Source organism: Rhizobium sp. LCM 4573, from assembly GCF_001854865.1.
Taxonomy (GTDB): Bacteria; Pseudomonadota; Alphaproteobacteria; order Rhizobiales; family Rhizobiaceae; genus Neorhizobium.
In genome coordinates this window covers 63,104-77,917 of the sequence record NZ_MDDW01000007.1, presented here as the reverse complement: position 1 = coordinate 77,917, position 14,814 = coordinate 63,104, and the positions used below count along the sequence as shown (strand labels likewise).

Annotated in this window: 11 protein-coding genes; 7 read left to right on the top strand and 4 right to left on the bottom strand. The window is 61.6% G+C overall.

All coding sequences use genetic code 11. The annotated features are described in order from the left end of the window. Positions 1-106: 106 nt before the first annotated feature. Genes LCM4573_RS28555 through LCM4573_RS13745 form a run of 3 tightly spaced genes read left to right on the top strand, consistent with a single transcriptional unit; the run spans position 107 to position 5,965 of the window. The gene (locus LCM4573_RS28555; protein ID WP_071006883.1) at positions 107-1,051 is read left to right on the top strand and encodes an ImuA family protein; all 945 of its coding nucleotides are present in this window, start codon (positions 107-109) and stop codon (positions 1,049-1,051) included. After that, positions 1,002-2,507, top strand: coding sequence for a DNA polymerase Y family protein (locus LCM4573_RS13750; RefSeq protein WP_274534855.1), 1,506 nt, complete (start codon positions 1,002-1,004; stop codon positions 2,505-2,507). The genes LCM4573_RS28555 and LCM4573_RS13750 overlap by 50 nt, the downstream gene beginning before the upstream one ends. Beyond that, positions 2,504-5,965 carry an error-prone DNA polymerase gene (locus tag LCM4573_RS13745; RefSeq protein WP_071006881.1) on the top strand — a complete coding sequence of 1,154 codons (3,462 nt, stop codon included), beginning with the start codon at positions 2,504-2,506 and terminating at the stop codon, positions 5,963-5,965. Before LCM4573_RS13750 ends, LCM4573_RS13745 begins: the two co-directional genes overlap by 4 nt. Before the next feature lie 41 nt (positions 5,966-6,006). Here the strand turns inward: LCM4573_RS13745 and LCM4573_RS13740 are convergent, their stop codons facing one another. Next, positions 6,007-6,243, bottom strand: a complete 237-nt coding sequence (locus LCM4573_RS13740; protein WP_046796745.1) for an Lrp/AsnC ligand binding domain-containing protein — start codon at positions 6,241-6,243, stop codon at positions 6,007-6,009. A gap of 245 nt (positions 6,244-6,488) precedes the next feature. Further along, positions 6,489-7,424 carry a LysR family transcriptional regulator gene (locus LCM4573_RS13735; RefSeq protein WP_071006880.1) on the bottom strand — a complete coding sequence of 312 codons (936 nt, stop codon included), beginning with the start codon at positions 7,422-7,424 and terminating at the stop codon, positions 6,489-6,491. 100 nt (positions 7,425-7,524) lie between these two features. Here LCM4573_RS13735 and LCM4573_RS13730 point away from each other — a divergent pair, with 100 nt between their 5' ends. The 3 genes from LCM4573_RS13730 to LCM4573_RS13720 are packed head-to-tail and all read left to right on the top strand — an operon-like array spanning position 7,525 to position 11,380. Then, the gene (locus LCM4573_RS13730) at positions 7,525-8,808 is read left to right on the top strand and encodes an FAD-binding oxidoreductase (protein ID WP_071006879.1); all 1,284 of its coding nucleotides are present in this window, start codon (positions 7,525-7,527) and stop codon (positions 8,806-8,808) included. A 27-nt stretch (positions 8,809-8,835) separates the two neighbouring features. Beyond that, positions 8,836-10,377, top strand: coding sequence for an aldehyde dehydrogenase family protein (locus tag LCM4573_RS13725; protein ID WP_071006878.1), 1,542 nt, complete (start codon positions 8,836-8,838; stop codon positions 10,375-10,377). Between the two features lie 4 nt (positions 10,378-10,381). Further along, on the top strand, positions 10,382-11,380 hold the full coding sequence (locus LCM4573_RS13720) for a P1 family peptidase (RefSeq protein ID WP_071006877.1): 999 nt from the start codon (positions 10,382-10,384) through the stop codon (positions 11,378-11,380). Here the strand turns inward: LCM4573_RS13720 and cobD are convergent. Next, positions 11,373-12,398: a threonine-phosphate decarboxylase CobD gene (gene cobD / locus LCM4573_RS13715; RefSeq protein ID WP_071007004.1), complete on the bottom strand. Its 1,026-nt coding sequence runs from the start codon at positions 12,396-12,398 to the stop codon at positions 11,373-11,375. The two genes, LCM4573_RS13720 and cobD, sit on opposite strands and share 8 nt — an antisense overlap. A 4-nt stretch (positions 12,399-12,402) precedes the next feature. Between cobD and cbiB the strand changes: the two genes are divergently transcribed. After that, on the top strand, positions 12,403-13,371 hold the full coding sequence (cbiB, locus tag LCM4573_RS13710) for an adenosylcobinamide-phosphate synthase CbiB (RefSeq protein ID WP_071006876.1): 969 nt from the start codon (positions 12,403-12,405) through the stop codon (positions 13,369-13,371). On the opposite strand, the gene LCM4573_RS13705 is transcribed toward cbiB, so the two are convergent. Next, complete coding sequence (locus LCM4573_RS13705) at positions 13,355-14,812, bottom strand: cobyric acid synthase (RefSeq protein WP_071006875.1); 1,458 nt, start codon at positions 14,810-14,812, stop codon at positions 13,355-13,357. The genes cbiB and LCM4573_RS13705 overlap by 17 nt on opposite strands. Between the last annotated feature and the right edge of the window lie 2 nt (positions 14,813-14,814).

Sequence of the window (14,814 nt, the reverse complement as noted above, 5' to 3'; positions counted from 1 at the left end):
TCTTCCCAGGGAGGGCCGATTTCATGGAAATTGGCTGTTGACTCTCCGGGTAAGCTCTGGAATCCATAAGAACATAAAGTGAACATTTATGAACGGAGCTGACGCCATGGCCGGAGATGCCACGGCGCAGGAGAAGCTTTTTGCCCTGCGTGAACAGATTGCCAGACTGGAAGGCAGGCCGGTGCCGGCTCTGGCGGCGGCAGAGCAGGGCATGCTTGCCCAGGAACCGGAAAGAACTGCGCAGAGTAATGAACTTCGCCTGCCCTTCGGAATTCCGGAACTCGATGCAGCCCTCGAGGGAGGGTTACCCATGGACGGCATTACGGAGATCCGTTCCCGCCTTTCCCGCGATGCCGGGGCCTTGAGCGGCTTCGCGCTCGCCCTGGCTGCCCGGCTTCAGCGGCAGGAAGAGGAAGGACTGGCTCCCGTCCCCATTCTGTGGATCGGCGATGCGGCCTCGATGCAGGAAGCGGGCGTGCCTTATGGCATTGGTCTCCTGCAATTCGGCCTGAGGCCGGAGACATTCCTGTGCRCCGTGCCCCGGAAGCTCAGCGAGGCCTTGTGGCTTGCGGAAACGGCGGTGGCGAGCGGGGCATTGGGCGTCACCATTCTGGAAATCCGGGGCAACCCCGCGCATTTCGGGCTTGCCGAAAGCCGGCGGCTCGCGCTTCGGGCAAAGGCGGCGGGGCGGCCGCTTTTCCTGTTGAGACATGCCGGAGAGGAAGAGGCGAGCAGCGCCCTCTTTCGCTTCCTGGCAGAACCGGCGCCGGCTTCGAAACGTCGCCTGCCGGATGGATCGATGCTTGGCGGGAGCATCGGTCACCCCTCCTTCCGTCTCATCCTGGAGAAGAGCCGCAATCCGGCTCCGCTCTCCTTTCTTCTGGAGTGGAACGCCCATGACCGTCAATTTCTCACTGCCGAACGAACAGGCATCCCTTTCCCTTTCGGGAACGAGCCAGCGCCTTCTCTCCCTCGTCTTCCCACATCTTTCGACCGATCGCATCGCCCGCCGGAAATGGGGGCCGTCCTGGCGCTCGACCGGGCGTCCTGAACATCCGCCTATCGTCTGTTCCGGGCGGCGCGACAATGCCATGCGGCTGACGGCTCTCGATGAAGCGGCCGAACGGATCGGCCTGAAGCGGGGGCAGGGACTGGCGGAGGCGCGCGCCATGCATCCCCGGATCGATGTCGTCGAAGAAAACCAGGGGGCGGACCGCTCCCTTCTTGAAGCCCTTGCCGACTGGTGCGATCGCTACACGCCGCTGGTGGCGCTCGACGGCCGCAATGGATTGTTTCTGGATATCACCGGCTGTGCGCACCTTTTCGGCGGCGAACAGGCCCTTCTGGATGACGCGCTTTCGCGGCTGTTTCAGATGGGCTTCGACGTCCGGGGAGCGGTCTCAGGCTCGCCGGGGCTCTCCTGGGCGGTCTGCCGTTTCGGCCGGAGCGGCGTGATTGCCGGCAAGGACATGCAGAGGGCGCTTGCGCCCCTTCCGGTCGCATCCCTGCGCATCGATGAAATCACGGTCGCATCGCTCCAGAAGCTCGGTCTTAAACAGGTCGGCGATCTTCTTGCCATGCCGAGGGCGCCGCTTGCCCGCCGCTTCGGCGCCCATGTCCTGCTTCGGCTCGATCAGGCGCTCGGCAGCAGCGAGGAACCGATTTCGCCACGCCGACCGGTTCCCTGCCTCTCCTCGGAGCGCCGGCTCGCCGAGCCCATCCAGACGGAAGAAAGCATCCTGCAGCTGACACATCAGGTCGCATCACTCCTGAAATCCGGCCTGGAAGCCCGCGGGGCAGGGGGGCGGATTTTCGAACTGGTGCTGTTCCGGGTGGATGGACGGGTCTTCCGGATCCAGGCGGGGGCCTCCCGCCCGCTGCGGGATGCCGGGAGGATCGCCGGTCTTTTTTCCGAGCGCCTCAAGGCAGTTCACGATGATCTTGATGCCGGCTTTGGCTTCGAGATCATCCGTCTCAATGTTCTCGAGCACGAGGATTTCGATGCAGCCCAAAAGGATTTCGAGGGAGGCGGGCAACAGGAAGCCTCTTTGGCCGAATTCGTCGACCGGGTCTCTGCCCGTCTCGGAGTGGATTCGCTCCAGTCTTTGCAGCTTCGGGAAAGTCACATGCCTGAGCGGGCCGCCGTTTCCGTACCCGCCATGGAAGTCCGATCCATCGGTAAGCGGGAGGCGAAGGCATTCGCCTTTCCAGGTGGCGACCGGCCCCTGCGTCTCTTTCCTCATCCCGAGCGGGTGGAAGCGGTCGCGGCCCAAGTGCCGGACGGGCCGCCTTTCCGCTTCCGCTGGCGCCGCATGATGCACGAAGTCCTGCATGCCGAGGGGCCGGAAAGGATTTCGCCGGAATGGTGGCTCGATGAAAAAGAAACGGCCGAGCGGGATTATTTCCGACTGGAAGTCGGGACCGGCCATCGCCTCTGGGTTTATCGCAATGGCCATTACAAACCCGGACGACCACCCAACTGGTTCATCCACGGGGTCTTCGCATGAGTGCTGCTCCCGCCTTTTTCGAAATCGGCGCCAGAACCAATTTCTCTTTTCTGGAAGGAGCGTCGAAGCCTGAGGAAATGGTGGTCACGGCTTCCTTGCTCGGTCTGTCCGGACTTGGCATTGCCGACCGTAATTCAGTTGCCGGCGTTGTACGGGCGTATAATCAAGCTTTGGCAATGGCTGAAACCTATGCAAAGGACAGGTGTGAGAATGAGGAACGTCGTAAAAAAGGCGAGACGGAAAAGCCTCTTATAAAACCTATCCCTTTTCAACCGGGCGCACGTCTCATCTTTTCCGATGACACGCCGGAGATCCTCGCCTTTCCGCAGAACCGGCAAGGATGGGGACATCTATGCCGGTTGCTCAGTGCCGGAAATCTGAGAACGGAAAAGGGGAATTGCCGTCTTTACGAGACTGATCTCATGGAATGGGGCGATGAGATGATGCTTGCTTTCGTTCCAAATCGGTCCGTGCTTGACGATCCGGCGGGCTGGGCCAGGCTCGAGGATTGCCTGGTTCGTTTCCGGAAGCGTTTCCGTCACAAACTCTATATCGTGCTGTCTCCCTTGTATGATGGTCGGGATGCATTGTTCTTTTCAGCAATCGCAAAGCTCGCGGCTCGAACTCGGATAGCTTTGCTAGCCACGAACCAACCACTTTATCATCAAAAGAGTCGCCGCCCGCTTTCGGATGTCGTCACATCGATCCGGGAGCATGTGACGATAGCGGAGGCAGGTTTCCGGTTGGCGCAAAATGCTGAGCGTCATCTGAAGGATGGCCAGGAAATGGCGCATCTTTTCAAAAATTATCCGGATGCGATTGCCAACACAGAAAAATTCTTCAGTCATCTCTCTTTTTCRCTTGAAGAGCTAAAGCACAATTATCCGGATGAAAGCGTTGCGGGAGAGACACCTTTCGAGACGCTGGAAAGGCTCACTCTGGAAGGGGCTAAATGGCGTTATTCAGGTGATATTCCGAAAAAGGTGATGAAGCAGATCGAGTATGAGCTCGGTCTGATCCGAATCAAGAAATATGCCCCATACTTCCTAACGGTTCGGAACATCATGGAATTTGCGCGTGGCGCAAACATTCTATGCCAGGGCCGCGGCTCGGCGGCGAATTCCGCCGTTTGTTACTGCTTGAGGATCACGGAGGTTGATCCGCGAAAATCGACGCTCTTATTCGATCGCTTTCTTTCCACCGAGCGCGATGAACCACCGGATATTGATGTTGATTTTGAGCACGCTAGGCGAGAAGAGATTATTCAGCACATATATAGAACTTACGGCAAGGAACATGCCGGCCTGACGGCCGCCGTCACCAGTTATCGCACCCGCATGGCCGGACGCGAGGTGGCGAAAGTCTTCGGCCTTTCTGAGGATGTGCAAACGGCGCTTTCCAGCACCGTCTGGGGATGGTCTGAAGAAGGCCCATCCGAAAGGGAGGCAAAAGCCGCAGGTCTCGACCTCACCGACCCCGTCACGAAGCAGGTGTTGGAGCTGGCAAAGGAGCTGATGGGTTTTCCACGTCATCTGACCCAGCATGTCGGTGGGTTCGTCATTACCAGGGATCGTTTGGACGAAGTGGTGCCGATCATGAATACGGCTATGCCCGATCGCTACATGATCGAGTGGGACAAGGATGATCTGGACACGCTGCGTATCCTGAAGGTCGATGTTCTTGCGCTCGGCATGCTGACTTGCCTCGCCAAGGCATTCAAGCTTCTCAAGGTCCATTATGACGTGAAGAAGACCTTGGCTGATCTCGGCAATACCGATCATAAAGACGGAAAATCGGTCTACGACATGATCTGCCGCGCCGACACGCTCGGAGTTTTCCAGATCGAAAGCCGAGCGCAAATGAGCATGCTGCCGCGCTTGAGGCCCAGGAGATTTTACGATTTGGTCATTGAGGTCGCAATCGTGCGCCCCGGCCCAATACAAGGTGATATGGTCCATCCCTACCTAAAAAGGAGGGATGACGAGCGTAATGGAATACCGATCGAATATCCCAGTGAAGAACTAAAGCTCGTTCTACAAAGAACCCTCGGAGTGCCGCTCTTTCAGGAGCAAGCCATGCAGATCGCCATCACGGCAGCAAAATTCACTCCAAGTGAAGCAGACAGGCTACGTCGGGCCATGGCGACGTTCAAACGGACAGGAACCATAGAAACCTTCGAAACCAAGATGGTGGAAGGCATGGTAAAGCGCGGCTACTCTAGAGAGTTTGCCCAAAACTGCTTCAACCAGATCAAGGGTTTTGGGGAATACGGCTTTCCGGAAAGCCATGCGGCTTCCTTTGCGCTGCTCGTTTATGCCTCCGCCTGGATCAAGACCTATTATCCGGATGTCTTCTGTGCCGCGCTTCTGAACTCCCAGCCGATGGGCTTCTATGCGCCGGCCCAGCTTGTCCGTGATGCGCGGGAGCATGGCGTCGAGATCAGGCCGGTCGATGTCAACAAATCGGATTGGGATTGTCTGCTGGAGAAGGCGGAATTCGATAAGGACGCCATCGACCCGCGCCATGCCTCCATGCGCGAGGTCATCCTGGCGGAGAGGGCCGTCCGCCTCGGTTTCCGCCAGGTCAAAGGGCTTTCGGAAGATGCTGTAAAGGACAAGCTGATCGCCAATCGCGGCGATGGGTATAAATCCATCCGCGATCTCTGGCTGCGATCGGGCCTCGACAAGGCCGATATCGAGCGGCTGGCGGATGCAGATGCTTTCGGCGCCGACTCCTTCGGAATTTCTCGAAGGGAAGCGCTTTGGCAGGTGCGCGGGCTCGACAGGAATGCGGTGGAAAAACTGCCCCTGTTCGACCAGGTCCGGCATTCTGAACTTCAGGTTGAACCACAGGTCCGGCTTCCGGAAATGCTGCCTGGCGAGCAGGTGATCGAAGACTATCGTTATCTCTCCCTGTCGCTCAAGGCGCATCCCGTTTCATTCTTTCGCGAGCGCCTTGCGAAAATGGGTGTCACCCGGAATGTCGATCTTCTCACCGTTCCGAACGGACAAAGGGTGACAATCGCCGGGCTCGTTCTGGTCCGCCAGCGTCCGGGATCGGCCAATGGGGTGATCTTCATGACGCTGGAGGACGAAACAGGAGTGGCCAATGCCATCGTTTGGAAGAAAGCTTTCGATAATTCTCGCGCGGTGGTGATGGGCGCGCGGCTGGTCAGGATCCGTGGAAGGCTGCAAAGCCAGAGCGGCGTGATCCACACTGTGGTGGAACATATCGAGGACATGACGCCGATGCTGGGGCTGCTCCAGCAGGAGGCGGAGCAGTTAGGTGTTTCCGGTCGATCGGATGGGGCGTTGCACCTTTTGGAAGATCACCGGAAGAAGCCAGCCGCTAGGGGGAGGGCGCAGTCCAGACCGGGCGAGGGCCTTGGGAAAGTCATCGATCATGACGAAGTGGCCGAGACGGCGCGGGTTATGCCGAAGGGGCGTAATTTCCATTGAACCGGAAATCAAGCAGACGAGATTCCTATCTCGCCTCAGCCTCAGAACGCGGTGAAGGTAATCGTCGTCAACGAACGTTCGATGCCGGGAATGGAGGCAATCTTCTCGTTGACGAAGCGGCCGATCTCATCCTCGTCCTTGATGTAGATCTTCAGCAAGAGGTCCCAGTCACCGCTGGTGGAATAGAGTTCTGAAACCAGTTCGGTCTTGTAGATCGCATCTGCGACCTCGTAGGTCTTGCCCGGCTTGCAGCGCAACTGGACGAAGATGGGCTTCATAATGTTTTCCCGTTGGTCGTTCGGCACTCGATACCGCACTAATGGCCGATGCTCGGCCGCTTCGCAAGATGCGACTGCCTCGGGCAGGTGTGGCAGGGTATCTCCGGGCGGCAACCGAGCAACGGATGGGTGCCTCCCCGGCGGTCCAGGCGCGGTCTATCAACGGCCCGTCGGCCAGTAGAGTATCGGGTGTCGGCAATGACTGGGCGGTGTCTTGAACCCTTGGACAGGGAAGTCTGCTCGCATCATTCCGAAATCGAATTATTTCTCTCGTGCTCTACCCAAGGCTCATCCCTTGYGATTTCCTCCAAAATCCATGCCTTGAACGCGGCCAGGGGAGGGTAAGCCGCCCGATCGGGCAGATAGGCGAGGTGGTAGCCGGATGTCGTGACACCCGGTGCGTTCACAGCCGGCACGAGAGTTTCGTCCGCAAGTTCGCGATCGATGAGGAAGCGCGGCAAGAGCGCGGCGCCAAGCCCGGCGGCCGCTGCTTCGGCGATGGCGGCGAACTGGTCGAACAGCATTCCATGCAGTGTATCGAAGGTGATCTTCTGTTCGGAAAACCAGTTCTCCCAGGCATCCGGCCGACTGCTAAGATGGAGGAGCGGAACGTTCAGAAGGTCGACGGGAGCCCCGAGACCATGCCGCTCGCGAAAATCCGAGCTGCAGACCGCGATCACCTGCTCCTGCATGAGGAAGGTGAGCTCGGCACCGGGCCAGCGGGCAGGCCCGAAATGGATCGCCGCGTCCAGCGTATCGAACCGAAAGTCGAAGGGTTCAAGCCGGGTCACCAGATTGACCGCCATGCCCGGATGAGCGGCAAGAAAACGCCCGATGCGCGGCGCCAGCCACCGGGAGCCGAAAAAAGGCAGAATGGCAAGATTGAGGGTGCCGCCCTGCGGATTGGCGCGGAGCGTGAGGGAGGCGTTGGAAATGCGCCGCAGGGCCTCGCGTATTTCGCGCGCATAGCCGTCGCCGGCCAGCGTCAGGCGAATGGTCTGCCGTTCGCGACGGAAGAGGGCGACGCCGAGCTGCGCCTCGAGCGCCGCGATCTGCCGGCTGACGGCGCTTTGCGTCAACCCAAGCTCGTTGGCGGCGGCGGTGATGCTGCCGGTTCTCGCGGCGGCCTCGAAGGCGGAGAGAAGCGAAAAAGAAGGCAGAAAGCGCCGGGGCGGCAGCATGTCATTCCTCCAGCGAATGACCTGTTGAGAAGACGTCGATATTCATCCATAAACGCGATCTGTAAAGTGTTGAGCGACAAACGGTTCTCTGGTTCTCGACATGATGAATGACCCTCGCTCCCACGGCCTTTGGGAAAAGACGGCGCCCGCGCCTCCCGCGACCCGGCCGCTGGAGGGAGCGGTTTCCGCCGACGTCGTGATCGTCGGTGGCGGCTATACCGGCCTTTCAGCGGCTCTGCATCTAGCCGGAGCGGGCGTGAGCGTCGTTCTGCTCGAAGCCGTGGAGATCGGCTTCGGGGGCGCCGGCCGCAATGTAGGGCTTATCAATGCCGGCATGTGGGTCATGCCCGACAACTTCCCGAAGGAGCTCGGTCCCGTTCATGGCGAGCGGCTGCTCGAGCTGCTCGGAAGCGGCCCCTATCTCGTCCGGGAGATGATCGAGAAACATGGCATCGCCTGCGAGCTGGAGACGAGCGGCACGCTGCATTGCGCCGTCGGCACGGAAGGCTTGAAAGAGCTGGAGGAGCGCGCACGGCAGTGGCAAGGGCGCGGGGCGCCCGTTACCCTGCTGGATGCTGCCGAGACCGAGCGCCGGATCGGCAGCAGCGCTTATGCCGGATCACTGCTCGACCTCCGCGCTGGCACGTTGCAGCCGCTTGCCTATGCGCGCGGGCTGGCTCATGCGGCGGCAAAGGCTGGCGCCAGGCTTCATACGGGCAGCGCGGTGACTTATACCGGCGAGGCTGGCGGCAAAAAGATCGTCAGGACTGCTCATGGCGAGGTTCCGGCAGAATGGGTCATCGTCGCCACGGATGCCTACAGTACCGGCCCTTGGGAGGAGATGCGGCGCGAGCAGGTTCACCTACCCTATTTCAACCTCGCAACCACGCCTTTGAGTGATAATCTCCGGAAATCCATCCTGCCCGGTCGTGAGGGCTGTTGGGATACGAAGGAAATACTTTCTTCCTTCCGCATGGATCAGGCGGGCCGGCTGGTCTTCGGTTCCGTCGGCGCTTTGCGCGGCACCGGCATCGCCATTCACAAGAGCTGGGCGCGCCGTGCGCTGAGAAGAGTTTTCCCGCAGCTTGGCGAGGTGGAATTCGAGGCCGAGTGGTACGGCAAGATCGGCATGACCGACAACGCGCTGCCTCGCCTGCACAGGTTCGGGCGCAACGTGATCGGCTTTTGCGGCTATAATGGGCGCGGCATTGCGCCCGGCACGGTTTTCGGCAAAGTGCTCGCAAGGCATATCCTCGGCGAGATCGCCGAAGGGGACCTGCCGCTGCCGTTCACCGATCCCAAGAAGCCGTCCTTCCGCGCGGCGCGGGAAGCGTATTACGAAGCCGGAGCCCAAATCGCCCATTTCGCCGGCGAACGGTTCTGAAAGATTGTGACATTCGAAGGGAAGACCATGACGCTCGCCAATCTCGATCTCGCAACGGAAGTCGACAAGATCCTCAGCGATCTCGGAGTGACCATCGACCGTTACAGGGGCGGCACGCTCGTGGTCCGTTCGCCGGTCACCGGTGCCGAAATCGGCAAGCTGCCCGAGGAAACAGCGGAAAGCGCGGCAAAGGCGATCGAGGCCGCGCACGAGGCCTTCCTCGAATGGCGTCTGGTGCCGGCGCCGAAGCGCGGCGAGCTGATCCGCCTGCTTGGCGAGGAGCTGCGCGCCGCGAAGGCCGCGCTCGGCCGCATGGTTTCCATCGAGGTGGGCAAGATCACCTCCGAGGGTCTCGGCGAAGTACAGGAGATGATCGACATCTGCGATTTCGCGGTCGGCCTTTCCCGCCAGCTCTATGGTCTGACGATCGCCACCGAGCGTGCCGATCACCGCATGATGGAAACCTGGCATCCGCTGGGCGCGATCGGCATCATCTCCGCCTTCAATTTCCCTGTCGCCGTCTGGTCCTGGAACGCGGCGCTTGCGATCGTCTGCGGCAATTCGACGATCTGGAAGCCATCGGAGAAGACGCCGCTGACGGCGCTTGCCACTCAGGCGATCTTCGACAAGGCGCTCGCGCGCTATGTCGCCGAAGGCAATACTGCACCGAAGAACCTTTCGACGCTTCTGATCGGTGGCCGCGAGATCGGCGAAGTCCTCGTGGATCACGAGAAGGTTCCTCTGGTTTCCGCTACCGGCTCCACCGCCATGGGGCGCGCCGTCGGGCCGCGCCTTGCCCAGCGCTTCGCCCGTTCGATCCTGGAACTCGGCGGTAACAATGCCGCGATCGTCACGCCGACGGCCGACCTGGATCTGACGCTTCGCGGCGTCGCCTTTGCCGCGATGGGTACTGCCGGGCAGCGCTGCACGACGCTGCGCCGCCTCTTCGTGCATGAAAGCGTATACGACACGCTCGTGCCGCGCCTGACCAAGGCCTATCAGTCGGTCACCATCGGCAATCCGCTCGCCGACGGCACGCTGGTCGGACCGCTGATCGACAAGGCAGCCTACGAGAAGATGCAGAAAGCGCTGGATGCCGCCAAGGCAGCGGGCGGCAAGGTGACCGGCGGCGAACGCGTTCACGATGGCGAGGCCGAGGGTGCTTATTACGTGCGCCCGGCGATCGTCGAAATGCCGGAACAGGCGGGACCGGTGAAGGAGGAGACCTTCGCACCGATCCTCTACGTCATGAAATATTCGAGCTTCGACGAGGCACTTTCGTTGCACAACGACGTGCCGCAGGGGCTTTCCTCCTCGATCTTCACCAACGATATGCGCGAGGCCGAAAGCTTCGTCTCCGTGCGCGGTTCCGATTGCGGCATCGCCAACGTCAATATCGGTCCTTCCGGCGCCGAAATCGGCGGTGCCTTCGGCGGTGAAAAGGAAACCGGCGGCGGCCGCGAATCCGGTTCCGACGCCTGGAAGGCCTATATGCGCCGCGCCACCAACACGCTGAACTATGGACGAACCCTGCCGCTGGCGCAGGGCGTCAAGTTCGACGTCGCCTGAGCGGATGAGCCCGACCCTCAACCTGCTGACGGATATCGAGGGCGTGACTGTCGGCCACGCCACCGATCTGGCGCTCGGCTCCGGCGTGACGGTCATCATCTTCGACGAGCCGGCGATTGCGTCGGGCTCGCTGCTCGGCGGCGCGCCGGGCGGCCGGGATACAGCGTTGCTCGATCCTTCCATGACGGTACAGGCGGTGGATGCCTTCGCGCTCTCCGGCGGCTCGGCCTTCGGACTCGACGCAGCGGGTGGAGTGCAGGCAGGCTTGAGGGAAATCGGCCGGGGTTTTCAGGTGGGCAAGGCCCGTGTTCCGATCGTGCCGCAAGCGATCCTGATGGATCTGCTGAACGGCGGCAACAAGGATTGGGGTCGGCACTCCCCTTATCGCGACCTGGGTTACGAAGCCTTCAAGGCCGCGAAGACAGGTGTGTTTGCGCTGGGCACTGTCGGTGCCGGCACGGGCGCCACGACCGGCACTCTCAAGGGAGGCATCGGTTCCGCGAGCGCGAAAACCTCGGCAGGCCATACGGTCGCGGCGCTGGTCGCCGCCAATGCGCTCGGTTCGGCAACGGTGGGCGAAGGCCCGCATTTCTGGGGGGCACCTTTCGAGGAAGATGGAGAATTCGGCGGACTTGGATGGCCCGCGGATTTCGACACCCGCATGCACCTGAAAGGCGTGAAAGTAACTGCCACGACGATCGGCGTCATCGTTACCGATGCCGCCCTCACCAAACCGCAAGCACATCGGCTATCCATCATGGCCCATGATGGGCTGGCACGGGCGATCCTGCCCGCCCATCTGCCGCTCGACGGCGACACGATATTTTCGGCTTCGACAGGAAGAAGGGCATTGGGCGATCCGGCAGAGTTTCTGGAGATCTGCCATCTGGCGACTTTGGTGACCGCTCGCGCCGTGGCGCGCGGCGTCTACGAGGCGACGTCCCTGCCGGTGCCGAATGCACAAGCGGCCTGGCGTGACAAATTCGGTTTGCCGGCTAAATAGTTTTCAGCGCTTCCTCAAGGCGCGACCAGCCGGTTTCATCCGGTAAGCCGATGCGCAGGTCGTTCGGCCGCCCTTCGAACCGGCGGGTGATGATGCCGTGTTCTCCGAGATGCCGGAAAATTGCTTGGGCGCGGGGATCGCGAATGAAGCGGAACAGCGAAGTGCCGCCCGCGAYGAAAATGCCGGCCGGGTCCAGCAGGGCGTCCATTCGTGCTGCCTCCTCTCTCAAACGCGCACGCATGACCTCCTGCCAGGCGGCATCCGCCAATGCCTCGCCGGCCACATGCAGCGCCGGACCGGAGACCGCCCAGGGTCCAAGCCGTTCCTCGATCCTGCGGACGATATCGGCGTGCGAGATCGCAAAACCGAGTCTCAAGCCTGCCATGCCGTAGAACTTGCCGAAGGAGCGCAGCACGATCAGCCCCCCTTCCTCTACGGCATCGGCAACGCTTTCCGCCTCGGAGACATCCATGAAGGCCTCGTCCACCACCAGCAGGCCGCGTTTGGCTCGCATCATCGCCGCGAGCGCCAGCAGGTCGCCGCGCGGCACGATCCGGCCGGTCGGGTTATTGGGGTTGACCACGACCGCCAGCCGGCCATCGGCAAGCCTCTYGATATCCTCTGTTTCTGAGACTTCAAGTCCGGCTAGGCGTGCCGCGCGAGCATGCTCCGCATAGGTTGGAGAGAGAATGGCTGCCCGGTTGCCGCCCCAGCCCACCTGCAGCCCGGCAACGATCGGCAGTAGGATCTGCGTGCCGGGGCCGGCGGAAACATGCGCTGGAGACGGCGCACCATAGGCCTTCACCGCCAGCGCCTTCAGCTTTTGGATCGCGTCCGGTTCCGGCAAGCGCGAGAAAGCATTGCCCGGTATGGCCGAGTGCGGGTAGGAATGCGGATTGATACCGGTGGAAAGATCGATCCACGGTTCGGGCGCATGYGGAAACAGCGTCCGGGCCCGAGCGAGATTTCCACCGTGCTGGATCGGTTCCCCGTCGCTCGACATTTCTGCCTCAGACATAAGCATGTTCCTCTTTCTCGCATTCCTTGCCCTGATCGTCGAACGGTTCACCGGCTATCCGGACCGGCTTTACCGGCTGATCGGCCATCCGGTCACCTGGACCGGCCGGCTGATCTCCATTCTCGACAGCAAATGGAACCGGGAAGATGAGACCTTCGGCCAGCGCAAGGTCAAGGGCATCCTGGCGCTTCTTGCCCTGCTCGRCATAGCCCTGCTCGTTGCTATGATACTCCAAACCGGCTTGCTCGCTCTGCCCTTCGGCTTTGTGCTGCTTGTCCTCGCTGCCGCGAGTCTGCCGGCTCAGAAGAGTCTCGAAGAGCATGTTGAGGCCGTTGCCGTGGCGCTCGAGACCGGTGGCATCGAGGCGGGACGCAAGGCCGTATCGATGATCGTGGGCCGCGACCCCGAAAAGCTCGACGAAGCCGCCGTCTGCCGCGCTGCGATCGAGAGCCTTGCGGAAAACTTTTCGGACGGTGTTGTCGCGCCGGCCTTCTGGCTGGGCGTTGGCGGGCTTGCCGGCAGTGCGGCCTACAAGGCGGTGAACACCGCCGACAGTATGATCGGCCATCGCTCTGCGCGGCACGAGGCCTTTGGCTGGGCGGCGGCGCGTTTCGACGACCTGGTGAACCTGCCTGCCTCTCGGTTCAGCGCGGTGCTTTTCGTGGCTGCGGCCTTCTTCATCGACGGCGCCTCGCCGAAGAACGCAATCAACGCCATCCGGCGCGACGCGAAGCACCATCGCTCGCCCAATGCCGGCTGGCCGGAAGCGGCCATGGCCGGCGCGCTCGGCATCGCTCTTGCCGGACCGAGAAGCTATGGCGGGCAGATGATCGACGCCCGCTTCATGGGCGAAGGCGGGAGGGCGAACTTGAACGCTGTCGATATCCGCCGCGCGTTGAAGCTCGCCCGCGTGGCGGATGGACTGCTGATCGGCCTCTTCGGCCTTCTGGCGCTGATTATCTGGCAAGCCTGAGGAGCCCGTCGAGATCGAGATGGTGCTCCATATGCGCGGCCAGCCGATCGAGTACGGCATCGACGCTTGCCTCGTAATCGAGTCCGGATGAACTGCCACCGAGGCGCTTAAGCCAAGCGGAGCGCTGGCGGTCGTCGGAGAAGAGACCGTGGATATAGGTTCCGAAAACCCGGCGATCTGCCGAGATCGCGCCTTCCGGATTGCCGGAAACCACCGAGAAAGGGCGGCTGCAATCCATACCCATCGTCCGGCCGATATGCATTTCGTAGCCGGAGAAGGAGGTACCGTCGAAACTCTCGCCGGAAACGGTCTCCAGCCGTTTGTCGTTGGAAAGCACCGTCTCCACATCGAGCAGGCCGAGCCCTTCCACGCTTCCCGGCGGCCCTTCGATGCCATCGGGATCGGAAATTTTCTTGCCGAGCATCTGGTAGCCGCCGCAGAGGCCGAGCACACGCCCGCCGCGCCGGTGATGGGCGGCGATGTCGATATCGAAGCCTGCCTGCCGAAGCGCGGCCAGATCGGAGATCGTCGCCTTGGACCCCACGAGCAGAACCAGGTCGCAATCTCCGGGAATGGCCTGGCCCGGCCGAACGCGAATGAGATCAACGTCGGGTTCCGCCTCCAACGGATCGAGATCATCGAAATTGGAGATATGCGGCAGGATCGGCACGGCGACCTTCACTTTGGCGCCTGACTTCCGCTCTGAAGGTCCGTTGACGCCAAGTGCGTCCTCGGCGGGCAGGCGCGAGGCTTCCTTGAAATAGGGCAGGAGCCCGATCTGCTGCCAGCCCGTAAGAGCTTCGATCATCCGCATGCCATCAGCAAACAGCGTCGGGTCACCACGAAAGCGGTTGACGATGAAGCCCCGGATCATGGCCGCGTCTTCCGGGTCGAGCACCAGCTTGGTGCCGGCGAGGCTGGCGATCACCCCGCCCCGGTCGATATCGCCGATCAGCACGACGGGCACGTCCGCCGCCCGCGCAAAACCCATATTCGCGATATCATTGTTGCGCAGATTGATTTCGGAAGCGCTGCCGGCGCCTTCGACCAATACAAGGTCGGCCTGGCTGCGGAGCAATTCGAAGCTTTCCAGCACGCGCGGCATCAGGCCGGATTTGAGGTTCTGGTACTCGGCGGCCCTGGCATTGCCTTCCACCTTGCCCTGCACCACGACCTGCGCGCCGACCTCGCTCTGCGGCTTCAGCAGCACCGGGTTCATATGGACACTGAGCGGCACCTTTGCCGCGCGCGCCTGCAGCGCCTGCGCCCGGCCGATCTCGCCGCCATCGGCTGTCACCGCCGCATTGTTCGACATGTTCTGCGGCTTGAATGGCCGGATAGCCATGCCGCGCAAGGTGAAGGCGCGAGCAAGCCCGGCCACGACCAGCGACTTGCCCACATCGGAACCCGTTCCCTGGAACATTAAAGCACGGGCGGTCATGG

What these genes read in the sequence shown, in the direction of transcription:
- LCM4573_RS13740 (WP_046796745.1), bottom strand. Translation starts at nt 6,243, where the DNA reads ATGAAGCCCATCTTCGTCCAGTTGCGCTGCAAGCCGGGCAAGACCTAC.
- LCM4573_RS13730 (WP_071006879.1), top strand. Translation starts at nt 7,525, where the DNA reads ATGATGAATGACCCTCGCTCCCACGGCCTTTGGGAAAAGACGGCGCCC.
- LCM4573_RS13725 (WP_071006878.1), top strand. Translation starts at nt 8,836, where the DNA reads ATGACGCTCGCCAATCTCGATCTCGCAACGGAAGTCGACAAGATCCTC.
- LCM4573_RS13720 (WP_071006877.1), top strand. Translation starts at nt 10,382, where the DNA reads ATGAGCCCGACCCTCAACCTGCTGACGGATATCGAGGGCGTGACTGTC.
- LCM4573_RS13705 (WP_071006875.1), bottom strand. Translation starts at nt 14,812, where the DNA reads ATGACCGCCCGTGCTTTAATGTTCCAGGGAACGGGTTCCGATGTGGGC.